The organism is Pseudomonas sp. LBUM1673, from assembly GCF_059695645.1.
On the sequence record NZ_CP166780.1, the window covers coordinates 6,562,215 to 6,588,140 of the forward strand.

General features: G+C 59.7%; 28 protein-coding genes and 2 pseudogenes. 21 read left to right on the top strand and 9 right to left on the bottom strand.

Features of this window, described 5'->3' with window-relative positions; translation table 11 throughout:
- Positions 1 to 33 precede the first annotated feature (33 nt).
- Positions 34 to 882 (top strand): annotated as a pseudogene (locus ACA044_RS30015) (phospholipase D-like domain-containing protein); the annotation flags it as partial.
- Positions 883 to 1,055: 173 nt separating this feature from the next.
- On the opposite strand, the gene ACA044_RS30020 reads toward ACA044_RS30015, so the two are convergent.
- A complete protein-coding gene (locus ACA044_RS30020) occupies positions 1,056 to 2,201 on the bottom strand; it encodes an MFS transporter (protein ID WP_497444467.1) in 1,146 nt (381 codons plus the stop codon).
- Between the two features lie 183 nt (positions 2,202 to 2,384).
- Complete coding sequence (locus tag ACA044_RS30025) at positions 2,385 to 3,878, bottom strand: aldehyde dehydrogenase (protein WP_497444468.1); 1,494 nt, start codon at positions 3,876 to 3,878, stop codon at positions 2,385 to 2,387.
- A gap of 236 nt (positions 3,879 to 4,114) precedes the next feature.
- Between ACA044_RS30025 and ACA044_RS30030 the strand changes: the two genes are divergently transcribed.
- Entirely contained in the window at positions 4,115 to 4,477 is a 363-nt protein-coding gene (locus tag ACA044_RS30030) for a cupin domain-containing protein (protein WP_497444469.1), read from the top strand.
- Between the two features lie 189 nt (positions 4,478 to 4,666).
- Here ACA044_RS30030 and rpmG read toward each other — a convergent pair whose 3' ends face one another.
- Together rpmG and rpmB are read right to left on the bottom strand one after the other, a co-directional pair.
- A complete protein-coding gene (gene rpmG / locus ACA044_RS30035; protein WP_007894709.1) occupies positions 4,667 to 4,822 on the bottom strand; it encodes a 50S ribosomal protein L33 in 156 nt (51 codons plus the stop codon).
- 11 nt (positions 4,823 to 4,833) lie between these two features.
- A complete protein-coding gene (gene rpmB, locus ACA044_RS30040; RefSeq protein WP_007894701.1) occupies positions 4,834 to 5,067 on the bottom strand; it encodes a 50S ribosomal protein L28 in 234 nt (77 codons plus the stop codon).
- 447 nt (positions 5,068 to 5,514) lie between these two features.
- Here rpmB and ACA044_RS30045 point away from each other — a divergent pair, with 447 nt between their 5' ends.
- Positions 5,515 to 7,101, top strand: coding sequence for an ABC transporter substrate-binding protein (locus ACA044_RS30045; RefSeq protein ID WP_497444470.1), 1,587 nt, complete (start codon positions 5,515 to 5,517; stop codon positions 7,099 to 7,101).
- Positions 7,102 to 7,236: 135 nt separating this feature from the next.
- Here ACA044_RS30045 and radC read toward each other — a convergent pair whose 3' ends face one another.
- Positions 7,237 to 7,911 (bottom strand): RadC family protein, encoded by a 675-nt coding sequence (gene radC, locus ACA044_RS30050; RefSeq protein WP_497444471.1) that lies wholly within the window; start codon positions 7,909 to 7,911, stop codon positions 7,237 to 7,239.
- Positions 7,912 to 8,046: 135 nt separating this feature from the next.
- On the opposite strand from radC, the gene coaBC reads away from it, so the two are divergent.
- The 8 genes and pseudogenes from coaBC to ACA044_RS30090 all read left to right on the top strand — a co-directional run bounded on the left by coaBC (position 8,047) and on the right by ACA044_RS30090 (position 13,801).
- A complete protein-coding gene (gene coaBC / locus ACA044_RS30055; protein WP_497447332.1) occupies positions 8,047 to 9,255 on the top strand; it encodes a bifunctional phosphopantothenoylcysteine decarboxylase/phosphopantothenate--cysteine ligase CoaBC in 1,209 nt (402 codons plus the stop codon).
- A gap of 5 nt (positions 9,256 to 9,260) precedes the next feature.
- Positions 9,261 to 9,716, top strand: coding sequence for a dUTP diphosphatase (gene dut, locus ACA044_RS30060; protein ID WP_007894692.1), 456 nt, complete (start codon positions 9,261 to 9,263; stop codon positions 9,714 to 9,716).
- 120 nt (positions 9,717 to 9,836) lie between these two features.
- Positions 9,837 to 10,046 carry a hypothetical protein gene (locus ACA044_RS30065; RefSeq protein ID WP_497444472.1) on the top strand — a complete coding sequence of 70 codons (210 nt, stop codon included), beginning with the start codon at positions 9,837 to 9,839 and terminating at the stop codon, positions 10,044 to 10,046.
- Positions 10,047 to 10,063: 17 nt separating this feature from the next.
- Positions 10,064 to 11,440: pseudogene (locus ACA044_RS30070) on the top strand (phosphomannomutase/phosphoglucomutase); the annotation flags it as partial.
- A 39-nt stretch (positions 11,441 to 11,479) separates the two neighbouring features.
- On the top strand, positions 11,480 to 12,385 hold the full coding sequence (gene argB, locus ACA044_RS30075; protein ID WP_305497915.1) for an acetylglutamate kinase: 906 nt from the start codon (positions 11,480 to 11,482) through the stop codon (positions 12,383 to 12,385).
- A gap of 199 nt (positions 12,386 to 12,584) precedes the next feature.
- A complete protein-coding gene (locus ACA044_RS30080; RefSeq protein WP_497444473.1) occupies positions 12,585 to 12,845 on the top strand; it encodes a hypothetical protein in 261 nt (86 codons plus the stop codon).
- 13 nt (positions 12,846 to 12,858) lie between these two features.
- Positions 12,859 to 13,431, top strand: a complete 573-nt coding sequence (locus ACA044_RS30085) for a hypothetical protein (RefSeq protein WP_497444474.1) — start codon at positions 12,859 to 12,861, stop codon at positions 13,429 to 13,431.
- Positions 13,418 to 13,801, top strand: a complete 384-nt coding sequence (locus ACA044_RS30090) for a hypothetical protein (protein ID WP_497444475.1) — start codon at positions 13,418 to 13,420, stop codon at positions 13,799 to 13,801. Before ACA044_RS30085 ends, ACA044_RS30090 begins: the two co-directional genes overlap by 14 nt.
- A gap of 194 nt (positions 13,802 to 13,995) precedes the next feature.
- Here ACA044_RS30090 and pyrE read toward each other — a convergent pair whose 3' ends face one another.
- Positions 13,996 to 14,640, bottom strand: a complete 645-nt coding sequence (gene pyrE, locus ACA044_RS30095; RefSeq protein WP_007894680.1) for an orotate phosphoribosyltransferase — start codon at positions 14,638 to 14,640, stop codon at positions 13,996 to 13,998.
- Positions 14,641 to 14,722: 82 nt separating this feature from the next.
- Here pyrE and crc point away from each other — a divergent pair, with 82 nt between their 5' ends.
- Positions 14,723 to 15,502, top strand: a complete 780-nt coding sequence (gene crc / locus ACA044_RS30100) for a catabolite repression control protein Crc (protein WP_007934608.1) — start codon at positions 14,723 to 14,725, stop codon at positions 15,500 to 15,502.
- 172 nt (positions 15,503 to 15,674) lie between these two features.
- On the opposite strand, the gene ACA044_RS30105 is transcribed toward crc, so the two are convergent.
- Both ACA044_RS30105 and rph read right to left on the bottom strand, forming a co-directional pair.
- A complete protein-coding gene (locus ACA044_RS30105; RefSeq protein WP_497444476.1) occupies positions 15,675 to 16,043 on the bottom strand; it encodes a DUF4870 domain-containing protein in 369 nt (122 codons plus the stop codon).
- Between the two features lie 29 nt (positions 16,044 to 16,072).
- The gene (gene rph, locus ACA044_RS30110; protein WP_497444477.1) at positions 16,073 to 16,795 is read right to left on the bottom strand and encodes a ribonuclease PH; all 723 of its coding nucleotides are present in this window, start codon (positions 16,793 to 16,795) and stop codon (positions 16,073 to 16,075) included.
- 269 nt (positions 16,796 to 17,064) lie between these two features.
- Between rph and ACA044_RS30115 the strand changes: the two genes are divergently transcribed.
- The 6 genes from ACA044_RS30115 (at position 17,065) to ACA044_RS30140 (ending at position 22,358) form a co-directional block, all read left to right on the top strand.
- Complete coding sequence (locus tag ACA044_RS30115) at positions 17,065 to 17,928, top strand: YicC/YloC family endoribonuclease (protein WP_497444478.1); 864 nt, start codon at positions 17,065 to 17,067, stop codon at positions 17,926 to 17,928.
- Positions 17,929 to 17,940: 12 nt separating this feature from the next.
- Positions 17,941 to 18,561: a guanylate kinase gene (gmk, locus tag ACA044_RS30120; RefSeq protein WP_497444479.1), complete on the top strand. Its 621-nt coding sequence runs from the start codon at positions 17,941 to 17,943 to the stop codon at positions 18,559 to 18,561.
- A gap of 167 nt (positions 18,562 to 18,728) precedes the next feature.
- Positions 18,729 to 18,992: a DNA-directed RNA polymerase subunit omega gene (gene rpoZ / locus ACA044_RS30125; RefSeq protein WP_003177259.1), complete on the top strand. Its 264-nt coding sequence runs from the start codon at positions 18,729 to 18,731 to the stop codon at positions 18,990 to 18,992.
- 57 nt (positions 18,993 to 19,049) lie between these two features.
- On the top strand, positions 19,050 to 21,155 hold the full coding sequence (gene spoT / locus ACA044_RS30130; protein WP_007934594.1) for a bifunctional GTP diphosphokinase/guanosine-3',5'-bis pyrophosphate 3'-pyrophosphohydrolase: 2,106 nt from the start codon (positions 19,050 to 19,052) through the stop codon (positions 21,153 to 21,155).
- Between the two features lie 24 nt (positions 21,156 to 21,179).
- Positions 21,180 to 21,560, top strand: coding sequence for a RidA family protein (locus ACA044_RS30135; RefSeq protein WP_253546077.1), 381 nt, complete (start codon positions 21,180 to 21,182; stop codon positions 21,558 to 21,560).
- 57 nt (positions 21,561 to 21,617) lie between these two features.
- Positions 21,618 to 22,358 carry a hypothetical protein gene (locus tag ACA044_RS30140; protein WP_497444480.1) on the top strand — a complete coding sequence of 247 codons (741 nt, stop codon included), beginning with the start codon at positions 21,618 to 21,620 and terminating at the stop codon, positions 22,356 to 22,358.
- Between the two features lie 140 nt (positions 22,359 to 22,498).
- Here the strand turns inward: ACA044_RS30140 and ACA044_RS30145 are convergent, their stop codons facing one another.
- On the bottom strand, positions 22,499 to 23,356 hold the full coding sequence (locus ACA044_RS30145) for an SDR family oxidoreductase (RefSeq protein ID WP_497444481.1): 858 nt from the start codon (positions 23,354 to 23,356) through the stop codon (positions 22,499 to 22,501).
- A gap of 189 nt (positions 23,357 to 23,545) precedes the next feature.
- Here ACA044_RS30145 and exbB point away from each other — a divergent pair, with 189 nt between their 5' ends.
- Genes exbB through ACA044_RS30160 form a run of 3 tightly spaced genes read left to right on the top strand, consistent with a single transcriptional unit; the run spans position 23,546 to position 25,734 of the window.
- On the top strand, positions 23,546 to 24,547 hold the full coding sequence (gene exbB, locus ACA044_RS30150) for a tonB-system energizer ExbB (protein ID WP_497444482.1): 1,002 nt from the start codon (positions 23,546 to 23,548) through the stop codon (positions 24,545 to 24,547).
- A 6-nt stretch (positions 24,548 to 24,553) separates the two neighbouring features.
- The gene (gene exbD / locus ACA044_RS30155; RefSeq protein WP_007894651.1) at positions 24,554 to 24,982 is read left to right on the top strand and encodes a TonB system transport protein ExbD; all 429 of its coding nucleotides are present in this window, start codon (positions 24,554 to 24,556) and stop codon (positions 24,980 to 24,982) included.
- Positions 24,979 to 25,734: an energy transducer TonB family protein gene (locus ACA044_RS30160; RefSeq protein WP_497444483.1), complete on the top strand. Its 756-nt coding sequence runs from the start codon at positions 24,979 to 24,981 to the stop codon at positions 25,732 to 25,734. The genes exbD and ACA044_RS30160 overlap by 4 nt, the downstream gene beginning before the upstream one ends.
- Positions 25,735 to 25,926 lie beyond the last annotated feature (192 nt).

A 25,926-nucleotide genomic window follows, 5' to 3' on the forward strand; every position in this document is an offset into this window, starting at 1 on the left:
GGCCGCCACCGGAACATGCTCCGTGAGAATCAGACAGCCAAGGACCTGGAAAACACCCGAACCCGACTGGACGAATCCCTAGAGGAAACGCGCAAACAGAATCACGCGCTCTATCAACAGTTGATGACCTACACCACTCATCCGCGCCTGGACGTCTGGCGCCGAGAGTTGATCTGGGCGTGGACCCAGGCGCTGTGGGACGCTCCAAGCAAGGTGCTGTCAGACGGCGAACCTGACCCGCACTTGCTGCTGACCACCCAGTTGGCACCCGAGCTCAATGGGGTCAGCAAAGAGCTGATCATGGTCTCGGCCTACCTCGTACCCGGCCAACCGGGGCTGGTTTACCTCACCGGTCGCGCCGATGCCGGCGTGTCGATCAGTGTGCTGACCAACTCACTGGAAGCCACCGATGTACCCGCCGTGCATGGTGGTTACGCGCCCTATCGCAAAGCCTTGCTGGAGCATGGCGTGCAATTGTTCGAATTGCGTCGCCAGCCCGGCGACAACGGCGGCAGCGCGCCGCGCCTGTTTTACAGCAAGTCCAGCCACAGTTCCGACTCCAGCCTGCACAGCAAGGCAATGATCTTCGACCGGCAAAAAACCTTCATCGGATCATTCAATTTCGACCCGCGCTCGGTGCTGTGGAACACCGAAGTCGGCGTACTGGTGGACAACCCGCAGCTCGCCAGACGGGTGCGCGAACTGGCGCTGGAAGGTATGGCGCCTGCCCTCAGCTATCAGGCCCGGCTGGAACAGGGTCAGATGGTCTGGGTCACCGAAGATGACGGCAAGCAGCACACATTGACCAAGGAACCGGGGAGCTGGTGGCGGCGTTTCAATTCGTGGCTCAGCAGCATGGTCGGTCTGGAGCGGATGTTGTAGTCAGGAGGCTGGCGATAAATTTTGGCGAGGGCGCTTGCTCCCGCTCGGCTGCGCAGCAGTCCCAAATCGGCATCTGCGTTCTACCGGCGCATGATTTAGGGCCGCTGCGCGCCCCAACGGGAGCAAGCTCCCTTGCCACAGACAAGCCCATTGCCACAGGTTTTGTGCAGCGCTCAGGCCGGTTCGGCAACCGTGCCAAACGCCCCTTGCCGCGACACCAGAATCACCAGCCCCAACGCGCCCGCCGCCATCAGCAACGGCAAGGCATGCCCGCTGATCCACTGGCTTCCCGCACCAGCCGCCAAAGGTCCGACCAAGCAACCAATGCCCCACAGCTGCGCGATGTGGGCATTGGCCCGCACCAGCGCATCGTCGCGATAACGCTCGCCGATCAGGATCAGCGACAAGGTGAACAAACCGCCAGCACTGGCGCCAAACAACACCCATAGCGGCCAGATCAGCAGCGTGTCGATCAACAACGGAATCGCCAGGCTCGACAGCAGCAAGAGCAACGCGCAACCGGTAAATAACGTTCGCCGGGACAAGCGATCGGCCAGCGCGCCAATCGGCAATTGCAGCAAGGCATCACCCACCACCACCGTGCTGACCATCGCCAACGCGATTTCCGTGGTGAAGCCCTGGCGCAGGCAGTAGACCGGCAGCAAGGTCAGGATCATCGCTTCGAACGCCGCGAACAGCGATACCGCCCAGGCAATCGCCGGCAAGCCTCGGCAGAAGGTCAACAAGTCACCGAGGGTTACGCTGCAAGCTTCGCTGGTGGGCGCCCCGCTACGGCCCAGCAACAGGAACGGTGCCGCCACCAGCAAACCGACACCGACCCAGAAGCCATAATCGTGCTCGGTGCCCAACGCACCCAACAGTAACGGCCCGGCCAGCTGACTCAGCGCATAGCTACTGCCATACAGCGCCACCAGTCGACCGCGCCATTGCTCGATCACCAGTTGATTGATCCAGCTTTCACCGAGGATGAAGACAAGAGTCAGGATCACCCCGATCATCAACCGCAGCACCAGCCAGACCGGGTAGCTCGGCCACACTGCCAGCAAGCCGATGGATACCGCACCGGCCCACAGGCACAGGCGCATCAGATTGGCCGTACCAAGACGGGCCGCGAGGTGGCTGGAGATTTTCGCCCCCAGCAGTACCCCAATCGCCGGCATCGCCGCCATCACACCGATCGCGAACGAGCCATAACCCCAGCCTTCCAGACGCAGCGACACCAACGGCATGCTGACACCCAGGGCCAGGCCGACACTCAAGACAGACGCCAAAACGGCGAAATACGTCGCCCAACGCATGTTCCACACTCCTGTGGATATTTTATGTGCAGCGCAAAACACTGTGGGAGCGGGCTTGCCCGCGATGGCGTCTTAACATTCAACATAAAGGTTGGCTATCAGATTGCTATCGCGGGCAAGCCCGCTCCCACAGGGGATCTGTGTCCTTCAGGAGCCCGATGTTCAATCGGGCCCCTCACAGGCTTACAACTTGATCCAGGTCGCCTTCAGCTCGGTGTACTTGTCGAACGCGTGCAGCGATTTGTCGCGACCGTTGCCGGACTGTTTGAAGCCACCGAACGGCGCGGTCATGTCGCCGCCATCGTACTGGTTGACCCACACGCTACCGGCGCGCAGTGCCTTGGCGGTGAGGTGGGCCTTCGAGATGTCCTTGGTCCATACCGCAGCGGCGAGGCCGTACGGCGTGTCGTTGGCGATCTGGATGGCTTCTTCGGCTGTATCGAAGGTAAGCACCGACAACACTGGCCCGAAGATCTCTTCCTGGGCAATTTTCATCGCGTTGCTGACACCGTCGAAAATCGTCGGCTCGACGTAGGTGCCCCCGGTTTCCTGAAGAATGCGCTTGCCGCCAGCCACCAGTTTGGCGCCATCGGTGTGGCCGGACTCAATGTAGGACAGCACGGTGTTCATCTGCTGGGTATCCACCAGCGCACCCACGTTGGTCGCCGGGTCCAGCGGGTTACCCGGCTTCCAGGCCTTAAGAGCTTCGATCACCAGCGGCAGGAATTTGTCCTTGATCGAGCGCTCCACCAACAGGCGCGAACCGGCGGTGCAGACTTCACCCTGGTTGAAGGCAATAGCACTGGCAGCCGATTCGGCGGCAGCTTGCAGGTCCGGCGCATCGGCAAACACGATATTCGGGCTCTTGCCACCGGCTTCGAGCCAGACGCGCTTCATGTTCGATTCGCCGGAGTAAATCAGCAATTGTTTGGCGATCTTGGTCGAACCGGTGAACACCAGCGTGTCGACGTCGTTATGCAGGGCCAGGGCCTTGCCGACGGTGTGACCGTAGCCCGGCAGCACGTTCAGCACGCCCTTCGGGATGCCGGCTTCAACCGCCAGCGCTGCAATGCGAATGGCCGTCAGCGGCGATTTTTCGGAAGGCTTGAGGATCACCGAGTTACCGGTGGACAGTGCCGGGCCAAGCTTCCAGCAGGCCATCATCAACGGGAAGTTCCACGGCACGATCGCACCGACCACACCGACCGGCTCGCGAGTCACCAGACCCAACTGATCGTGCGGGGTAGCGGCGACTTCGTCATAAATTTTGTCGATGGCTTCACCGCTCCAGCTCAGGGCTTGTGCCGCGCCAGGAACGTCGATGTACAGGGAGTCGCTGATCGGCTTGCCCATGTCCAGGGTTTCGAGCAGGGCCAGCTCTTCGGCGTGCTGTTTCAGCAGGCCGGCGAAACGGATCATGGTTGCTTTGCGTTTGGTCGGCGCCAGGCGCGACCAGGCGCCGGAATTGAAAGTGACGCGGGCGTTGTCCACGGCACGCTGGGCGTCGGCGGCGTCACAGCTGGCAATCTTGCCCAGCAGACGGCCATCGACCGGGCTGATGCACTCGAAGGTCTCGCCGGAGACGGCATCGGTGTATTCGCCATTGATGTAGGCGCGGCCTTCGATCTTCAGATCGCGAGCCCGTTGTTCCCAGTCGGCACGAGTCAGGGTGGTCATTCGAGTGTCCTCCTCTTATTGAATACGAGTGCCCCGCGTTCTATGCGGGTGCTGTCAGGAATTCTGCCCGGCCAGCCTGCTTTTCGGCTCAAGGCAACCGTTACCCTAAACCAGCGGCCGGTGAAGTTTCAATATATTTGACATAAGGCCGGCAAACGGCCTTGCGATGTTCAATTTAATAAACATAGACTTTCAATTTTCCAGCCAGTCGCGCCGTAATCACGGGGAATACCAGCATGAGCATTCAGGATATCGTCGATTTCAGTCAGGCCACCACCCAGCCCGATCGCTATCGGCCAGACCCGACAAAAGTCCTCAAGGGCGACCCCGAACAAGCGGTGTACAACCACTACAACAGCCCGTGCGGCCAGATGAGTGCAGGTGTTTGGGAAGGCGAAGTCGGCCAGTGGCTAGTGAGCTACACCGAACACGAATACTGCGAAATCGTTCAGGGGGTTTCAGTGCTGCGCGACGGCGCTGGTAACGCCAAGACCCTGCGCGTGGGCGATCGCTTCGTGATTCCGGCCGGTTTCAAAGGCACCTGGGAAGTGCTGGAGCCGTGCCGCAAGATCTATGTGGTGTTTGAACAGAAGGCTTGAGGATTTTTGCTGTTTGGGCCGGCCTCTTCGCGAGCAAGCCCGCTCCCACAGGGATCTGTGTCAATCACAAAACCTGTGGGAGCGTGGCTTGCCCGCGATGAGGCCCTGACAGACAACGCATAACCGAAAGGCAACAAAAAAGGCCCGTATCTCGCGATACGGGCCTTTTTCGTAAGAGAGAAAAATCAATTACTTGATTTTTCCTTCTTTGTAGATCACGTGCTTACGAACAACCGGATCAAATTTCTTGATCTCGATTTTGTCCGGAGTAGTGCGCTTGTTCTTGTCGGTAGTGTAGAAGTGACCAGTACCGGCGCTCGAAATCAAACGAATCAATTCACGCATGATTAGCTCCCTTAGATCTTGCCAGCTTTGCGGATTTCGGCCAGCACGACAGTGATGCCACGCTTGTCGATGATACGCATGCCTTTGGCAGATACGCGCAGACGCACAAAACGTTTCTCTTCTTCAACCCAGAAGCGGTGATGCTGCAGGTTCGGCAGGAAACGACGACGGGTTTTGTTGTTTGCGTGGGAAATGTTATTCCCAGTCACCGGACCCTTACCGGTAACTTGACAGACTCTCGACATGCCTCAGCCCTCTAAAACCACATGCCCAACCCGGCATGGGTTGGCCGCTTAATCTCTCAGTCATTTGGCGCCAGGCGCCGCGTTTCTTTAAGGGTCTTACCGGCTACACCTACAAACGAAGGAACCGGGCCCCTAGAAAAGAGCGCTGCTTTATACCAGAAAGACCAGAGAGCAACAACAACCGGTGTGCATTGAGTTGATAAAAACCCGACTTTCCGGGCGCCGAGCGCCTTGGACAAAGGCCGCGACCGATAGCGACCGCTCGTCGCAGAGAATCGGCCAACGGGCCAATTCAGGGTTTTCTTCAACCATCATTCACCGAAAACAATCACCCATATTCCCCTCAAAATGAAAAAGGGGATAGTCATTTGCAAAAGAGCCCACTAGGGTAAGCCTTTTCCAGACTGCACTTGCAGATGGGCCTTCGATCTGTAAAGGAATCCGACCATGCGCCTCGCTGCCCTACCGCTGCTGCTCGCCCCGATTCTACTGAGCCCCCTGGCCCATGCCGCTGCCCTGAGCGTCTGCACCGAGGCCAGCCCGGAAGGGTTCGATGTGGTGCAATACAACTCGCTGACCACCACCAACGCCTCGGCCGACGTGCTGATGAACCGTCTGGTGGACTTCGACACGGCCAGCGGCAGAGTGGTCGCCAGCCTCGCCGACAGCTGGGAAGTCACGCCCGACGGCCTGACCTACGTCTTCAAATTGCACCCGCAGGTGAAATTCCACCGCACCGAGTACTTCAGCCCGACGCGTGACCTGACCGCCGAAGACGTGAAATTCAGCTTCGATCGCATGCTCGACCCGGCGAACCCATGGCACAAAGTCGCCCAGAGCGGCTTCCCGCACGCCCAGTCGATGCAGTTACCGGCGCTGATCAAGAAGATCGATGCAGTGGACCCGCTCACTATCCGCTTCACCCTCGATCACCCGGACTCGACTTTCCTGCCAACCCTGAGCATGGGCTTCGCCTCGATCTATTCGGCCGAATACGCCGACAAACTGATGAAGGCCGGCACCCCGGAGAAGCTCAATAGCCAGCCGATCGGCAGCGGTCCGTTCATCTTCACGCGCTTCCAGAAAGATGCCTCGATTCGTTACAAGGCCAACGCAGACTACTTCCGTGGCAAGCCTTCGGTAGACCCGCTGATCTTCGCCATCACCCCGGACGCCAACGTGCGCTTGCAGAAATTGCGCCGCAACGAGTGCCAGATCGCCCTGTCGCCCAAACCGCTGGACGTACAGGCTGCAAAGCAGGAATCGACCCTGAAGGTTGAAAAGACTGACGCCTTCATGACCGCGTTCGTCGGCATCAACAGCCAGCATCCGCCGCTGGACAAACCTGAAGTGCGCCAGGCGATCAACCTCGCGTTCGACAAGGCCAACTACATCAAAGCCGTGTTCGAAGACACCGCCGAGCCTGCCAGCGGACCCTACCCACCCAATACCTGGAGCTACGCGAAAAACCTGTCGGGTTATCCCCATGATGTCGAGAAAGCCCGCGCATTGATGGCCAAGGCCGGGCTCAAGAGCGGTTTCCAGACCACCATCTGGACCCGCCCTTCCGGCAGCCTGCTGAACCCCAATCCGAGCCTCGGCGCACAATTGCTTCAGTCCGACCTCGCGGAAATCGGCATTCAGGCCGAGATTCGCGTGATCGAATGGGGTGAACTGATTCGCCGTGCCAAGGCCGGCGAGCACGACCTGCTATTCATGGGTTGGGCCGGCGACAACGGTGACCCGGACAACTTCCTCACGCCGCAGTTTTCCTGCGCGGGGGTCAAATCCGGCACCAACTTCGCCCGCTACTGCAATCAGGACCTGGACAAGCTGATCAGCGCCGGCAAAACCACCGGCGAGCAAGGTGTACGCACCAAACTCTACGAACAGGCCCAGGAGCAGATTCAGCAGCAGGCGCTGTGGCTGCCGCTGGCTCATCCGACGGCCTTCGCCCTGACACGCAAAGACGTCGAGGGTTATCAGGTCAGCCCGTTTGGTCGGCAGGACTACTCGAAGGTTAACCTCAAGTAATCCGCCCCGACACAAAACCCTGTGGGAGCGGGCTTGCTCGCGAAAGCGGTTTGTCAGTAGACATTGATATCGACTGACACGACGCCTTCGCGAGCAAGCCCGCTCCCACATGGGTTGCGTACCCCTCTAGCCCTCTCACATCCACCCATACTCGGCCATGGACAGCGGATCGCCATCACCGATGATGAAATGGTCGAGTACCCGCACATCGATCAAGTCCAGCGCCTCTTGCAGGCGCTTGGTCAGCAGTCGGTCGGCCTGACTGGGGTCTGGATTGCCCGACGGATGGTTGTGGCAGAGGATCAACGCGGCGGCGTTACAGGCCAACGCGCGTTTAACCACTTGTCTGGGATAGACACTCGTGCTGTCGATGGAGCCGCGAAACAGCACTTCAAAGGTCAGCACTTGATGCCTGGAATCCAAAAACAGACAGCCGAACACCTCGTGAGGCTCGTGACGCAGCATCGACTTCAGGTAATCACGAACGGCCTGCGGATTTTCCAGCGCCGACTTTTGGCGCGCACGCTCGGCCAAATGCCGCCTGCCCATTTCCTGCGCAGCTTGCAACTGAGCGAACTTCGCTGGCCCGAGACCCAATTGCCTGCTGAACGCCGCCTGATCGGCCTCGAGCAACGAGCGCAGGCTGCCGAACTGATTCAGCAGGTGTCGCGCCAGATCTACTGCGCTTTTACCCGACACGCCGGTACGTAAAAAAATCGCCAGCAACTCGGCGTCCGAAAGGCTCGCCGAACCCAACTCCAGTAACCTCTCCCGCGGCCGCTCCGCCGCCGGCCAATCGCGAATGCTCATAACACCTCCATGTCTGTGGGCGCCGCTGTTCCGTAGCGGTCGCTGTGATATCGTAGCCCATCTTTTTTGCTGGCGAATTCATCCCTGGGGAGGGGGTATCGCCAAGCAGTCACCAACGAAATGAAAGGCAGACCTATGCAGCGGTTGTATCGGAAACGCATCGTTCTGGGCGTCGGCGGCGGCATTGCTGCCTACAAGAGCGCCGAGCTGGTTCGTCGCCTGATCGACCAGGGCGCCGAAGTGCGCGTGGTCATGACCCGTGGCGGCAGCGAATTCATTACCCCGCTGACCATGCAGGCCTTGTCCGGGCATCCGGTCCACCTGGACCTGCTGGACCCGGCAGCCGAAGCCGCCATGGGCCACATCGAGCTGGCCAAATGGGCCGACCTGGTGCTGATCGCTCCCGCCACGGCGGACCTGATCGCCCGCCTGGCCCAAGGGATTGCCGACGACCTGCTGACCACGCTGGTACTGGCCACCGACGCGGTGGTCGCCGTGGCGCCAGCGATGAATCAGGCCATGTGGCGCGACCCGGCGACCCAGGCGAACCTGCAAACCCTCGAAAGCCGCGACCTCAAAGTCTTCGGCCCGGCCTCCGGCAGCCAGGCCTGTGGCGACGTCGGCATGGGCCGCATGCTCGAAGCCACCGACCTCGCCCTGTGCGCGGCGGACTGCTTTCAGCGCCAGGCGCTGACTGGCAAACACGTTTTGATCACCGCCGGCCCGACCCAGGAAAACATCGACCCGGTGCGTTACATCACCAACCACAGCTCCGGGAAAATGGGCTTTGCCCTGGCCGAAGCGGCGGTGGAAGCCGGCGCCCGCGTGACCCTGATCACCGGCCCGGTACATCTGCCGACCCCGGATCGCGTCACGCGCATCGACGTGGTCAGCGCTCGCGATATGCTCGCCGCCTGTGAAGCCGCGATCCCTTGCGACCTGTTCATCGCCTCTGCTGCGGTCGCGGATTACCGCCCGGAAGTCGTGGCCCCACAAAAACTCAAGAAAGACCCTACGAACGGCGACGGCTTGTTGCTACAGATGGTGCGTAACCCGGACATCCTGGCCACCATCGCCACTCGCCCTGACCGTCCGTTCAGTGTTGGCTTTGCTGCCGAAACCGAACACCTGCTCGATTACGCTGCCCGCAAGTTGAAAGACAAGAACCTCGATTTGATCGTCGCCAACGACGTCGCCAACCCGAGCATTGGCTTCAACAGCGAAGAAAACGCCTGCAGCGTGATTGATCGGGAACTGCACGCCACGCTTTTCGCCCAGACCAGCAAGAGCAAAATCGCTCGCCAGCTGATCACTTTTATCGCCGAACGTCTGAACCAGGTTTAATTTACATGCACGCTTTGCAAGCCAAGATCCTCGACCCCCGCATCGGTACCGAATTCCCGCTGCCGCAGTACGCCACGCCAGGCTCCGCCGGCCTCGACCTGCGCGCCATGCTGGAAAAAGACACCGTCATCAAGCCGGGCGAAACCCTGCTGATCCCTACCGGCCTGTCGGTGTACATCGGCGATCCGGGCCTGGCGGCGTTGATTCTGCCTCGCTCGGGCCTGGGCCATAAGCACGGCATCGTGCTCGGCAACCTGGTCGGCTTGATCGACTCCGATTACCAGGGCCCGCTGATGGTGTCTTGCTGGAACCGTGGTCAGACCGATTTCAACATGGTGGTAGGCGAACGCCTGGCCCAATTGGTCCTGGTGCCGGTGGTACAAGCGCATTTTGAAATGGTCGAAGAGTTCGTCGAAACCCAACGCGGCACCGGCGGTTTCGGCCACTCCGGCAGCCACTGATCCGATAGAGAACCCCTGTGGCGAGCGAGCTTGCTCGCGCTGGGCTGCGAAGCGGCCCCAAGATTTTATGGGCGCTGCGCACCCAAGCGGGAGCAAGCTCCCTCGCCACAGGTGCATTGCTTGCTGAAAATTGCGCAACCACATCTGGAAGGTTTACCACTGAAAATCAAGGCATTGAACGGCCAATTGCTCGCAGATGCTGATGGCATGGCCTTTTCACACCACGAACTCTCTGTGGAAAACGCCGTCATACCCTTCAGTTTGAGCCTGTCGACGAGTTCTTCGCCGACAGGTCCAGCCACTTTCGAGATGGAGCATTCCTACAGATGAGCACCCCAGCCCAAGTCGCACCCAAGTTTCCCGACAGCATCTTCCGCGCCTACGACATTCGCGGCACCGTCCCGGAATTCTTGAACGCTGAAACCGCTTATTGGCTCGGTCGCGCCATCGGCTCCCAGAGCCTGGCCCAGGACGAACCCAACGTGTCCGTCGGTCGAGACGGCCGCCTGTCCGGCCCGGAACTGGTCGAACAATTGATCAAAGGCCTGGCCGACAGCGGTTGCCACGTCAGCGACGTCGGCCTGGTGCCAACCCCTGCGCTGTATTACGCCGCCAACGTACTGGCCGGCAAGTCCGGCGTGATGCTCACCGGCAGCCACAACCCGTCGAACTACAACGGCTTCAAGATCGTCATCGCCGGCGATACCCTCGCCAACGAGCAGATCCAGGCCCTGCACGAACGCCTCAAGACCAACAACCTGAGCAGCGGCAAGGGCAGCATCACCAAGGTCGAGATCCTCGACCGCTACAACACTGAAATCGTCCAGGACATCAAACTCGCCCGCCGCCTGAAGGTTGTGGTCGATTGCGGTAACGGCGCGGCCGGCGTAATCGCCCCACAACTGATCGAAGCCCTGAACTGCGAAGTCATCCCGCTGTTCTGCGACGTCGACGGCAACTTCCCGAACCACCACCCAGACCCGGGCAAGCCTGAGAACCTCGTGGACCTGATCGCCAAGGTCAAGGAAACCAACGCCGACCTGGGCCTGGCCTTCGACGGCGACGGCGACCGTGTGGGCGTGGTGACCAACACCGGCAGCATCGTCTACCCCGACCGTCTGCTGATGCTGTTCGCCCGTGATGTGCTGGCGCGCAACGCTGACGCTGAGATCATCTTCGACGTCAAATGCACCCGTCGCCTGACGCCACTGATCAAGGAATACGGCGGTCGTCCGCTAATGTGGAAGACCGGTCACTCGTTGATCAAAAAGAAAATGAAACAAACCGGCGCCCTGTTGGCCGGTGAAATGAGCGGGCATATCTTCTTCAAGGAGCGCTGGTTCGGTTTCGACGACGGTATTTACAGCGCCGCGCGGCTGCTGGAGATTCTCAGCAAGGAAAAATCCACTGCGGAAGAGCTATTTGCGACCTTCCCGAACGATATTTCTACGCCAGAGATCAATATCCATGTGACCGAAGAGAGCAAATTCAGCATCATTGATGCATTGCACGACGCACAGTGGGGCGAAGGCGCCGACCTGACCACCATTGACGGCGTGCGAGTCGACTATGCCAAAGGCTGGGGCCTGGTTCGCGCCTCCAACACCACACCGGTGCTGGTGCTGCGCTTCGAGGCCGATGACGAGGCTGAACTGCAGCGCATCAAGGATGTGTTCCACGTCCAGCTGAAGCGTGTTGCACCTGATCTCCAACTACCATTTTGACCTTCTGAAGCGCCCTTATTTGAAGTGCCGGAGCCCTGAATGACCCTCGAACGCGAAGCCGCCGCCAACACCGCCAAGGTCCTGTCCGAAGCGCTGCCTTACATCCGCCGCTATGTCGGCAAGACGCTGGTGATCAAATACGGCGGCAACGCGATGGAAAGCGAGGAGCTGAAAACCGGCTTCGCCCGCGATATCGTGCTGATGAAAGCCGTCGGCATCAATCCGGTGGTGGTTCACGGTGGCGGCCCGCAAATCGGCGACCTGCTCAAGCGTCTGTCGATCGAGAGCCACTTCATCGATGGCATGCGCGTGACTGACGCGCAAACCATGGACGTGGTGGAAATGGTCCTCGGCGGCCAGGTCAACAAGGACATCGTCAACCTGATCAACCGTCATGGCGGCAGCGCCATCGGCCTGACCGGTAAAGACGCCGAGCTGATTCGTGCGAAAAAGCTCACCGTCACCCGCCAGACACCGGAGATGACCCAACCGGAAATCATCGATATCGGCCAAGTGGGCGAAGTAGTCGGCATCAACACCGACCTGCTGAACCTGCTGGTCAAAGGTGACTTCATCCCGGTGATCGCGCCAATCGGCGTCGGCGCCAACGGCGAGTCGTACAACATCAACGCCGATCTGGTGGCCGGTAAAGTGGCCGAGGCACTGAAAGCTGAAAAGCTGATGCTGCTGACCAACATCGCCGGCCTGATGGACAAGACCGGTAAGGTCCTGACCGGACTGAGCACCCAACAAGTCGACGATCTGATCGCCGATGGCACCATTTATGGCGGCATGCTGCCGAAGATCCGTTGCGCGCTGGAAGCGGTACAAGGCGGTGTGGGCAGCTCGCTGATTATCGATGGTCGGGTGCCGAATGCGATTCTGCTGGAGATCTTCACCGATACCGGTGTGGGCACGCTGATCAGTAATCGCAAGCGTCACTGATTCAAACCTTAAAAAGATCGCAGCCTTCGGCAGCTCCGACAGAGGATTTTCGGATGTACGAAAACCCTGTAGGAGCTGACGAAATCTGCGATCTTTTTTATGCGCGCAGGAAGCGTCTGACCTGATTGTGCGAAACATCCGACATCCGACCAGCATCAGTCCGCATAGGATCTTCCCTGAGTCCACAGGAGATCTACCCATGCAAAAAGACTACGTCTCATACGGCAGCGATGTTTCACCTGGCACCTATGCCTGCGTCGATTGCGGTCATGAATACTCGAATCAGGCCAAAACTTCGATGCCGCCGTGCCCGCAACTCCGGAAAACCCCACATACCCGTCATGGCTGGAAAATTCTTACCGGTCAGGGCGATGCCGCTATTGATCCGTACCCAGAGAAAGTCGATAAATCCGCCGGGATCAAAAAGGCCGAGGCATTCAGCAGTACCAGCAAAGAATAATCCCGGAGGAGCCATGCAGATCTCGTTCACGATCGACGCCCAGGCCTTCGACCTGGAACAAAAGGAACCGGTCAAAAAAACCCTGAGGATTTCCGACCACGAGATCGCTCATGCCCTACAGCGAATAGCCAAGGCGAGTCTGACCGAATACTTGAAAATGCTGGTCGAAGGCGGCATGCCCAGCAGGGCCGATGAGGCAAAGCAAGATCGTTTGCTGTATTTGATTCAAAGCTACTTCGGGCAAACGCTCCCGACCGAATCGCAGATATCAACAATCTTCCAACTGACCCAGAGCCAAAGCAAAACGCTCCTGAAGAACACCGTCTCGCGGTTTCGCAACCAACTCGACGAAATCCTACACAACAGCATGCGGGCCGTGATCGAAACCGCAGACCATGCACAGACGGTTTACCTGGTGGTCATCAGCTCCGACGTCATTCGTGATGAGCTGAATATGCTGATCACCCAGAACGAGCCGACCTTCAAACCCATCACCAAACGCAAAGGCAGCGCCGGGCTGTTCGAAATCAGCGAAGACTCTCACAATCTGCTGTGCCGGACGCTTGGTCTGAATGCCGTTCAGTGACATCGTCGCGGTCAGCGGTTTGCTGCTGACCCTGACCACTTTCATGTTCAACCTGGCGTGGCCAAAGCTGCATGAAGCGCTGGATCTGGATGAAAAACAGTCAGGTCCACAGGCGAGAAAACGCAGCCGGGAACAGGTGATCAATGTTTTCTTCAGCTGTGCATTGCCGCTGACTTGCACCTTCGTGGCGCTGTTTTACGTCAACCTGCCGGCTGCCGTGCGGATCATGCGCAGCAGCACGCTGGATCTGTGGGATTTCGACGTGGATCGCACGCTTTACGTGTTAGTCGTCCTGGCGCTGCTGGTGTTTGCCCTGTTCAACCTGGGATTGGCGCTAAAGCTGATAGGAAAATGGCGAAGACTGCACTGACAAAAAAAGACCCCGCTCAGACTGGCTGAGCGGGGTCTTTTTTTGCCTGCAATCCCTGTGACAATCCATCTTTTGTGGCGAGGGAGCTTGCTCCCGCTTGAGTGCGCAGCGCTCACAAAATCCTTGGGTCTGCTACGCAGCCCAGCGGGAGCAAGCTCCCTCGCCACACAAGCCCGCACCCACAGGAATTATGGTCAGACGCCGAATTGGGCGCGGTAGGCTTCAACTGCCGGCAAGTGCTGCTTGAGCTGCGGATCGTCAGCCAGGAACTCGAGCACCTGGTTCAGCGAAACAATGCTGATCACCGGAATACCGAAGTCACGCTCCACTTCCTGAATGGCCGACAATTCACCATTGCCACGCTCCTGACGGTTCAGGGCAATCAGCACGCCAGCGGCTTTGGCGCCGTCCTGGGACGCGATGATCTGCATCACCTCGCGGATAGCCGTCCCTGCGGTGATCACGTCGTCGATGATCAGCACGTCGCCGGTCAATGGCGCGCCGACCAAGCTGCCGCCTTCGCCGTGGGCCTTGGCTTCCTTGCGGTTGAAGCACCATGGCAGGTCACGACCATGATGTTCGGCCAACGCCACGGCAGTGGTTGCCGCCAACGGGATGCCTTTGTAGGCCGGGCCGAACAGCACATCGAACGAAATACCACTCTCGACGATGGCTGCCGCATAGAAACGACCCAGCTGCGCCAGGGCAGAGCCCGAGTTGAACAGGCCGGCATTGAAGAAGTAGGGACTGGTGCGTCCGGACTTCAGGGTGAACTCACCGAAGCGCAAAACGCCACGATCAATGGCAAAACGAATGAAGTCGCGCTGATACGCTTGCATGAAAAAAACCCCAAATACCACGGATTTAGCTAATTAGGTAGACGCCGTGTATCATACCCGCACGCGATTTTTGGGGCCACTTATGCGGATCATCAGTGTGAACGTCAATGGTATTCAGGCTGCAGTCGAGCGTGGTTTGCTCAGTTGGCTGCAAGCACAGAATGCCGACGTCATCTGCCTGCAGGACACCCGCGCCTCCGCCTTTGAACTGGACGATCCAGCCTTCCAACTGGATGGCTACTTCCTTTATGCCTGCGAAGCCGAAGTTCCCGCCCAAGGTGGCGTGGCTTTGTACTCGCGGTTGCAACCGAAGGCTGTCATCAGCGGTCTCGGCTTCGAGACGGCCGACCGCTACGGGCGTTACCTGCAAGCCGATTTCGACAAGGTCAGCATCGCGACCTTGCTGCTCCCTTCGGGGCAGAACGGCGATGAAGACTTGAACCAGAAGTTCAAGCTAATGGACGACTTCGCCCGTTATCTGGATAAACAGCGGCGCAAACGTCGCGAGTACATTTATTGTGGCTCGCTGTACGTGGCGCAACAGAAGCTGGATATCAAGAACTGGCGCGACAGCCAGCAATCCCCGGGCTTTCTGGCACCTGAGCGTGCCTGGATGGACGAGATTGTCGGCAACATGGGTTATGTCGATGCCCTGCGCGAAGTCAGCCGTGAGGGCGACCAGTACAGCTGGTGGCCGGACAACGAACAGGCCGAGATGCTCAACCTGGGCTGGCGCTTCGACTACCAGTTGCTGACCCCTGGCCTGCGCCGCTTTGTACGCAGCGCACGCCTGCCACGTCAGCCACGGTTCTCGCAGCACGCACCGCTGATCGTGGACTACGACTGGACGCTGACGATCTAAGCGTCTTTTCGCAGATGCAAAAAAGCCGACTTCAATGTCGGCTTTTTTGTGCGCGCTGTCTCAATCCTGTAGGAGCGAGGCTTGCCCGCGAACGGTGCGCCGCGGCGTGTCATCTGCACCGCGTTATCGTTCTTCGCGGGCAAGCCTCGCTCCTACAGATACAGAGGCGAAGCTACTTCACCAGGCGCCAGGTGAACGGATACCGGTAAGGGAACCCTTCATTGGCTTTCACGCCGGCAATGATCGTCAACACCAGCGCACCAATCGCCACCAGACCAAACAGGAAGAACCCGACGATCACCACCATCAGCAGAAAGCAGATGGCCGAAGCAATGGCGACGGTGATCTGAAAGTTCAGCGCTTCCTTGCCTTGCGCATCGATGAACGGGTCAGACTCGCGCTTCATCTGCCAGAGAATCAGCGGCCCGATCAGCGTACCGAACGGCAGCCAGATCCCCAGCAAGGCGGACAGGTGACAAAACATCGCCCACTGACGAACCTCTCGGCTCGGTGTGGGTAGCGGCAGTTGCTCGTCACTCATGCTGTCCTCCTTGCGTGGAGCGGGTCCGATCAGTCGGCCAGTGCAGCCTTCTGCAGTTCGAAAATCTCGTTCATGCCTTTCTTCGCCAGTGCCAGCATCGCGTTCAGCTCTTCCGGCTGGAACGGCGCGCCTTCGGCAGTGCCCTGAACTTCGATGAAGCCGCCGGTGCTGGTCATCACCACGTTGAGGTCTGTCTCGGCAGCCGAATCTTCCAGGTAGTCGAGGTCAAGCACAGGCTCGCCCTGGTACATGCCCACCGAAACGGCAGCGATCATTTGCTTGAGCGGGTCGCCGCCTTTCAGGCCGCCGCGCTTCTTGATCACTTTCAAGGCGTCGACCAGTGCAACCATGGCCCCGGTGATGGACGCGGTGCGGGTGCCGCCGTCAGCCTGAATCACGTCGCAGTCGACGTACAGGGTGACGTCGCCCAGCTTGGACATGTCCAGCGCAGCGCGCAGGGAGCGACCGATCAAACGCTGGATTTCCAGAGTACGGCCGCCTTGCTTGCCGCGGCTAGCTTCACGCTGGTTACGTTCGCCAGTGGCGCGCGGCAGCATGCCGTACTCGGCGGTCAACCAACCCTGGCCCTGACCTTTCAGAAAACGCGGCACGCCATTCTCGACACTGACGGTGCAGATGACTTTGGTATCACCGAACTCGACCAGCACAGAACCCTCGGCGTGTTTGGTGTAGTTGCGGGTAATGCGGATCGAGCGGAGCTGATCGGCAGCGCGACCACTTGGACGTTTCATAGGGATTACCTGTACGGGGGACGGAAAACTGCCGAGCATTATAGAGCCGTGGGCCGCCAGTGGGCACTTCTAAAAAAATCGCCCGACGATTGAATCCCCTGAATAGAGCTTAGCCGACGGCCTGCAGCTCTTTGTCACAGCGTGTGTTTGGGCGCATCCGCCCCACTGCGCTACAATCCTGCGCCTTTGCTGCTTGTCGGCTTTAATTCACAGATAGCGGGTGCGCGAACCCAAGGGTTACGCGCCGACCTGCATTGCGAGGTACCTCCATGGTGCACAGCATGACCGCCTTCGCCCGCGTCGAAAAAGCCGGCGTCCAGGGCACCCTGAGCTGGGAACTGCGCTCGGTCAACAGTCGCTACCTGGAACCCCACCTGCGTCTGCCGGAATCTTTCCGCGACCTTGAAGGCGCGGTCCGCGAAGCCCTGCGCCAGGGTCTGTCCCGGGGCAAGCTCGAATGCACCCTGCGCTTTACCGAAGAAAGCACCGGCAAACCATTGCAAGTGGACCGCGAGCGCGCCGCGCAACTGGTCGCTGCTGCCGAGACGGTCGCCGGGCTGATCAAGAACCCGGCCGCGCTGAACCCACTGGAAGTCCTGGCCTGGCCCGGCGTGCTGGTGGCCGATGCCGTCGATCCGCAAGCGCTGAATGCCGAAGCCCTGGCGCTGTTCAATCAGGGCCTGAAGGAACTCAAGGCCGGCCGCGAGCGTGAAGGCACAGAGCTGGCGCGGTTGATCAACGAGCGCCTGACGTCCATTGAGGAAGATGTGGTGATCCTGCGTGAGCTGGTCCCGCAGATGCTCGCCACCCAGCGCCAGAAAGTCCTCGACCGCTTCACCGACATGAAGGCCGACCTCGACCCGCAACGTCTGGAACAGGAAATGGTCATGCTCGCGCAAAAGAGCGACGTCGCCGAAGAACTGGATCGCCTGAGCACTCACATCATCGAAGTTCGCCGGGTGCTCAAGTCCGGCGGCGCTGCCGGTCGGCGCCTGGACTTCCTGATGCAGGAGCTCAACCGCGAAGCCAACACACTGGGCTCCAAAGCCTTCGACCCGCGCAGCACACAGGCGGCGGTCAACCTCAAGGTGTTGATCGAGCAGATGCGCGAACAAGTGCAGAATATTGAGTAAGGCAAACCCGACATGACCCACAGCACCGGCACCCTGTACATCATTTCCGCCCCTTCGGGCGCGGGCAAGAGCAGTCTGGTCAAGGCCCTGACCGACGCTGATCAGGAGATCCGTGTCTCGGTCTCCCACACAACCCGCGCCATGCGCCCCGGTGAAGTGAACGGCGTGAACTATCACTTCGTCGAACGCAGCGAGTTCGTGAAGATGATCGAGCATGGGGATTTCCTCGAGCGCGCCGAAGTGTTCGGCAATCTCTATGGAACCTCGCAAAGCCATCTGCAGCAGACCTTGGACGAAGGCCACGACCTGATTCTGGAAATTGACTGGCAGGGTGCAGAGCAAGTGCGCAAATTGATGCCCCAAGCCCGTTCGATCTTCATTCTGCCGCCGTCCCTGGAAGCCTTGCGTCAGCGCCTGAACAATCGCGGCCAGGACAGCAACGAGGTCATCGAAGGCCGGATGCGTGAAGCGGTCAGCGAGATGAGCCACTACGTCGACTACGACTACCTGATCATCAACGACGATTTCGCCCACGCGCTGCGCGATTTGCAGGCGATTTTCCGCGCCAATCAGCTGCATCAGAAGCGTCAGCAGCAGCGTCATGGCAAATTATTGGCTGAATTGCTCGGCTAAACAGCTCTTCCCAAAACCGCTGCAAGGGCTTTACATTGGCACTTATAGCGCGTTGAAGAGCTTGGTCAAAAAATCAGCGCTTCCCTAATCGCTGGTGATTTTTTAAACTGTTGAGTCCGCTCGCCCAACCGGGCAGCGCGCATATTGCATTCGCTCCGAGGAATACCATGGCCCGCGTAACCGTTGAAGACTGCCTAGAACACGTGGAAAACCGCTTTGAGCTGGTCATGCTCTCTACCAAGCGTGCCCGTCAACTGGCCACCGGCGGCAAAGAGCCCCTGGTTCAGTGGGAAAACGACAAGCCTACCGTTGTGGCCCTGCGTGAAATCGCTGAAGGCCTGATGAGCTACGAGTTCATCGCCAACGCTGAAATCGTCGAAGACGAACCGCTGTTCGCAGCGTTCGAGGACGAGTCCAACGAGGCAGTATAAGCCCATGCCTGGTCGACGTAGCACGGCGCGGGGTCACAGCGAACGGCAGGTGTCATCATGCCGAGCATAGACGCCCTCGCCGATCGCTTATCGACCTACCTCGGCAAGGACCAGGTCAATCTGGTCCGCCGAGCGTACTTCTACGCCGAACAAGCCCATGACGGCCAACGCCGCCGCAGCGGTGAGGCGTACGTCACGCACCCACTCGCGGTTGCGAATATTCTTGCCGACATGCATATGGACCATCAGAGCCTGATGGCGGCCATGCTGCATGACGTGATCGAAGACACCGGCATTGCCAAGGAAGCGCTGCAAGCGCAGTTCGGCGAAACGGTGGCCGAACTGGTCGACGGGGTCAGCAAACTGACCCAGATGAACTTCGAGACCAAAGCCGAAGCCCAGGCCGAAAACTTCCAGAAAATGGCCATGGCCATGGCGCGCGACATTCGCGTGATCCTGGTCAAACTGGCCGACCGCCTGCACAACATGCGTACCCTGGAAGTGCTATCCGGCGAAAAACGCCGGCGGATCGCCAAGGAAACCCTGGAAATCTATGCGCCCATCGCCAACCGGCTGGGCATGCACGCCATCCGCATAGAGTTCGAAGACCTCGGCTTCAAGGCCATGCACCCGATGCGTTCCGCGCGGATCAACCAGGCGGTCAAACGCGCCCGGGGCAACCGCAAGGAAATCGTCAACAAGATCGAAGAGTCCCTCAGCCACTGCCTGGCCATAGATGGCATTCAGGGCGAGGTCAGCGGTCGTCAGAAACACCTCTACGGCATCTACAAGAAAATGCGCGGCAAGCGTCGAGCCTTCAACGAGATCATGGACGTTTACGCGTTCCGGATCATCGTCGACAAGGTCGATACCTGCTACCGCGTGCTGGGTGCTGTGCACAATTTGTACAAACCGTTGCCGGGGCGCTTCAAGGATTACATCGCGATCCCCAAGGCCAACGGCTACCAGTCGCTGCACACCACGCTGTTCGGCATGCACGGTGTACCGATCGAAATCCAGATCCGCACCCGTGAAATGGAAGAGATGGCCAACAACGGCATCGCCGCCCATTGGCTGTACAAATCCAGCGGCGACGAGCAGCCCAAAGGCACCCACGCCCGCGCCCGCCAGTGGGTCAAAGGCGTGCTGGAAATGCAGCAACGGGCCGGCAACTCGCTGGAATTCATCGAGAGCGTGAAGATCGACCTGTTCCCGGACGAGGTCTATGTGTTCACGCCCAAGGGCCGGATCATGGAGCTGCCCAAAGGCTCCACGGCGGTCGACTTCGCTTACGCGGTACACACCGACGTGGGCAACAGTTGCATTGCCTGCCGGATCAATCGTCGCCTCGCGCCGCTGTCCGAACCGCTGCAAAGCGGCTCCACGGTCGAGATCGTCAGCGCCCCGGGCGCGCGGCCGAATCCGGCATGGCTGAACTTTGTGGTGACTGGCAAGGCGCGGACCCACATCCGCCATGCGCTGAAACTGCAACGCCGCTCCGAATCCATCAGCCTCGGCGAACGCCTGCTGAACAAGGTACTCAACGGCTTCGACAGCTCCCTGGAAAAAGTCCCGGCCGAGCGCGTGCAGCTGATGCTTCACGAATACCGCCTCGAACTGATCGAAGACCTGCTCGAAGACATCGGCCTGGGCAATCGCATGGCTTATGTGGTTGCCCGTCGCCTGCTCGGCGAAGGCGAACAGTTGCCTAGCCCGGAAGGCCCGCTGGCGATTCGCGGCACCGAAGGCCTGGTGCTCAGTTACGCCAAGTGCTGCACGCCGATCCCGGGCGACCCGATTGTCGGCCATCTGTCCGCCGGCAAAGGGATGGTGGTGCACCTGGACAACTGCCGCAACATCAGCGAAATCCGCCACAACCCGGAAAAATGCATCCAGCTCTCGTGGGCCAAGGATGTCACCGGCGAATTCAACGTCGAGCTGCGTGTCGAACTGGAACACCAGCGCGGCCTGATCGCCCTGCTGGCCAGCAGCGTCAACGCGGCCGACGGTAATATCGAAAAAATCAGCATGGACGAACGCGACGGTCGTATCAGCGTGGTCCAACTGGTGGTCAGCGTGCACGACCGCGTGCACCTGGCCCGCGTGATCAAAAAACTGCGCGCCCTGACCGGAGTGATCCGCATCACCCGCATGCGCGCGTAGCCTACCCCTAACAAGGAGTCATACATGACCAAGACCGTTATCAACAGCGACAAGGCCCCGGCCGCCATCGGTACGTACTCCCAGGCGATCAAGGCTGGTAACACCGTTTACATGTCGGGTCAGATTCCTCTGGACCCAAAAACCATGGAACTGGTCGAAGGCTTCGAAGCCCAGACCGTCCAGGTGTTCGAGAACCTCAAAGCCGTGGCTGAAGCGGCCGGTGGTTCGTTCAAGGACATCGTCAAACTGAACATCTTCCTCACTGACCTCAGCCACTTCGCCAAGGTCAACGAGATCATGGGCAAGTACTTCGACCAACCTTACCCAGCCCGCGCCGCCATCGGCGTAGCAGCCCTGCCAAAGGGTGCGCAGGTTGAAATGGATGCCATTCTGGTCATCGAGTAATGTGTCCGGCGCAGCCCTCTAACGGCTGCGCCGATCCTGCTTTGAAAGGATTCCACCATGCGCCAAGCGCTAGTTCTCTCGCTGGTTGCCCTTCTCTTGGGCGGTTGTGCCAGCGACCCTGCCGACCGTGATATCAGCGGCACCTGGATCAATCAGTCGGCGATCGATGCTGCATCCAATGGCGGCCCCCTGCGTGAAGCACTCCAGGCCTATGGTCCGAACCTGGAATGGGACGTCAACACCAAGGCCGGTCAGGCCCGCTACACCAATGGTTTTGAAAACGTCGAAGGCAAACTGCTGGGCGAAGAGTCCGGCGCCTGGAAAGTCGACTTTTATGGCAGTTCCGCCAGCGAGCTGAAGCGTGATGGCAAGCAACTGAGCCAGGCCGCCAACGACAACGAGCCGGAGCAAGTCTTCGACCGCGCACAGATCCAGGTACCGGAGGGCGCACCGATTGGCGCGAGCTTCGAACGTGCGTTGTACTCGGCCTATATGGGCGGCAGCTGGAAAATCGTCAGCGGCCCCGGCGAAGGCAATACCGTGCAATTCCAGGCAGATGGCCAGATTGCCGGTTTACCGAGTGCTGATCGTTATGCCCTGTGCCTGGCGGGTGATTGTGCGTCGATGAGCGGCGGCAACGACAACATGTGGCTGCAACTGAACGGCCAGGGAAACACCTGGATCTTTGCGCGCAAAGGCAAGGAACTGGAAATCCTCCAGGCGGTGAACACCGCGCAGGCGGATGAAATGCCGCAGTTCACCCCGGGTGATCGCAAGTGGTTGCTGGAAAAGCAGTGACCCGGCTCTAGAACCAACGCCGAACCAATGTGGGAGCGAGCCTGCTCGCGATGGCGGCATAACAGTCAACGAAGATGTTGAACGTTAGGGCCTCATCGCGAGCAGGCTCGCTCTCACAGTTGTTTTGGGGTGTTTGGGGATTAGCAGCGGCCTTCGAGGATGGCGGCGTAGCCTTCGCGATAGCTTGGGTACTTTGGCGTCCAGCCCAAGGCTTTGGCGCGCGCATTGCTGCAACGCTTGCTGCCCGTACGCCGTACGCTCGCGTCGTCAGCCCATTCCGTCACGCCCAGATACTCACGCAACCAGCCCACCACTTCCGCCAGCGGTGCGGGCGCGTCGTCGACACCTATATAGACGTCATCCAGCACAGCCCCCCGTTGATCCGCCTCCAGCAGATACGCTATCAACCCCGCCGCATCGTCCGAGTGAATACGATTGCCGTACAACGGTGGATTAATCGCCACGCGATAACCCCGACGAACCTGAGTCAGCAGAAACTCTCGGCCCGGACCGTAGATCCCGGTCAAGCGCACGATGCTCGCCGGGATGCCGCTCTCAAGTGCCACTTGCTCGGCTTCCAGCATCACACGCCCTGAATAGCCAGCGGCCACGGTCGGCGAGTTCTCGTCGACCCACTCGCCCTCTTGCTGGCCGTAAACGCTGCTGCTGGAAACGAATAGCAGCCGATTGGGCACTTGCCCGTAGTCGCCCAGCCATTCCAGCACGTGCTGCAAACCCTGAATATAAGCGGCGCGGTATCCGGCCTCATCGTGATCGGTAGCCGCCGCGCAATACACCAGGTAATCCACCGCCCCGATTGGCCAGGTCGCCGGGCAGTCTTTATTGAACAAGTCACCAGCAACGCCAATCACCCCTTGGGGCAGGTGTGAGACGTCACGCCGCAAGCCGTGAACCTCCCACCCCGAATTCAGCAATTGCGTGGCCAGACGACTGCCGACATCACCGCAGCCGGCGATCAAAACAGAAGGCGCGGACATCAGAAAACTCCCATCGGAAAGCTACAGACTAGCGCTGGCAACGGACACGCGGCTAGCAATGAAGGAAAAAAAGATACTCTATTACTTTTGTTAACAAGAATTACTTGCAATAATGCTCGCCACTTTTGTTCTCGGCCTCACGAGGCCTGGAAGAACATCTACCTTCTTTTTTTCTCAGGTCCGGCCAGCATGACACCCAATCAATTCCCCGCTTCGCCAACCAAACGACCTCGCGCCTGGAGCGCAGTGGCCGCCCTGCTGCTCAGCCTGATGCTCGCGCCGACCGCCGCATTCGCCGATGAAGCCTCTGTACCCGCAGCCGCCAATGTGCCAACTGCTAACGCCACGCCTGACGTGCCGAGAAACCCTGATGGCAGCGTCGATACCTCGTCACTGCCACCAGAAGTGCAAAAAGCTTTGGCTGAATTCGGTGAACAGACAAAGCTGATGGAAGAGCAGCTGGAAGAAGGTAATTCCCTAGGCATGGCCCATGACCTGTCGCCGTGGGGCATGTACCAGAACGCCGACATCATCGTGAAGATCGTGATGATCGGCCTGGCCATCGCCTCGATCATCACCTGGACCATCTGGATCGCCAAGGGCTTCGAGCTGATAGGCGCCAAGCGTCGTCTGCGTGTTGAAATCGCCCACCTGAAAAAAGCCGCCACCCTTAAAGAAGCCAGTGCGACGGCGGCCAAGGAAGGCACCCTCGCCAACCTGCTGGTCCACGACGCACTGGAAGAAATGCGCCTGTCGGCCAACAGCCGCGAGAAAGAAGGCATCAAGGAGCGCGTGAGCTTCCGCCTGGAGCGCCTCGTCGCCGCCTGCGGTCGCAACATGAGCAGCGGCACCGGCGTGCTCGCCACCATCGGTTCCACCGCGCCGTTCGTCGGCCTGTTCGGCACCGTGTGGGGCATCATGAACAGCTTCATCGGCATTGCCAAAACCCAGACCACCAACCTCGCCGTCGTGGCCCCCGGCATCGCCGAAGCCCTGCTGGCGACCGCGCTGGGGCTGGTTGCAGCGATTCCTGCGGTGGTCATCTACAACGTTTTCGCCCGCTCCATTGCCGGCTACAAGGCGCAAGTGTCCGACGCCTCGGCAGAAGTCCTGCTGCTGGTCAGCCGTGATCTCGACCACCTGCCGGCCGAGCGTAGTACCTCGCAACCGCACATGGTGAAAGTGGGGTAATCGGCCATGGGCCTGCATTTGAAAGAAGGCGCAGACGACGATCTGGCCGAGAACCACGAAATCAACGTCACGCCGTTCATCGACGTGATGCTGGTGCTGTTGATCATCTTCATGGTGGCGGCGCCGCTGGCCACCGTGGACATCAAGGTCGACCTGCCCGCCTCCACCGCCAAACCGGCACCGCGGCCAGAGAAACCTGTGTTCCTTAGCGTGAAAGCTGACCAGCGCCTGTTTCTCGGCGAAGACGAAGTGAAGGCCGAAACCCTCGGCGCCACGCTCGACGCCAAGACCCAGGGCAAGAAAGACACGACGATCTTCTTCCAGGCTGATAAAGGCGTGGACTACGGCGACCTGATGAGCGTGATGGACGCCCTGCGCGCCGCCGGTTACCTGAAGGTCGGCCTGGTCGGACTCGAGACGGCAGCCAAAAAATGATCAACACGCGCCAAAAGCTGACGCGTTACAGCGCGAGCCTGGCCGTGGTGCTGGGCGTGCATGCGCTGGCCATTGCGCTGGCGCTGAACTGGACGTCGCGCCCGCCGATCGAGCTACCGCCGCAAGCGATGATGGTCGAACTGGCGCCGGTTCCGGCCCCGCCACCGCCCGCACCGCCGAAGGTGATCACGCCGCCACAGCCACCGGCCCCGGTAGAAGAACTGCCGCTGCCGAAACTCGCTGAAGCGCCGAAGGCCGAGATTGCCGTGCCCAAACCGGTCAAACCCAAGCCAAAGCCAAAGCCTCAACCGCCCAAGCCTGTGGAGAAAAAGCCGGAGCCACCGAAGGAGAAACCCTCCGAGGAAAAACCGAGCGACGCGCAACCGACCCAGGCACCGACGGAGAAATCCGCTCAGCCGGCACCCGGTCCATCGCCCGCGCAGCAAGCGGCCAAAGCCAATTGGCAAGGCACCCTGCTCGCGCACCTGGCCAAGTACAAAAAGTACCCGGCCAGTGCACAGATGCGGAACAAGGAAGGTTTGAACCGTCTGCGTTTCGTGGTGGATGCTGAAGGTAACGTGTTGTCATTCGAACTGGTGGACCGCTCCGGCAATGCCGATCTGGACCGGGCCACCCTGGAAATGATCCGCCGTGCCCAACCGCTGCCCAAGCCACCGGCCGACATGCTGAACAACGGCTCCATCGAAATTACTGCGCCGTTTGTATACTCGCTGGAAAAACGCCGGCGCTAAGGCATCCCTGATCCACTGTGGGAGCAACTGTCTTGATGGCCTTTATTTTGAGACCGTTGAGCTCCCACAGCTTTAGGCCATGTGATTCCTTCCTACAGAAACACCGCCACTGCGCAGACAAAACAGACCCTCCTGTAGGAACTGCCGAAGGCTGTGATCTTTTGATCTTGATCCCCTCAAACCTCTCGGACA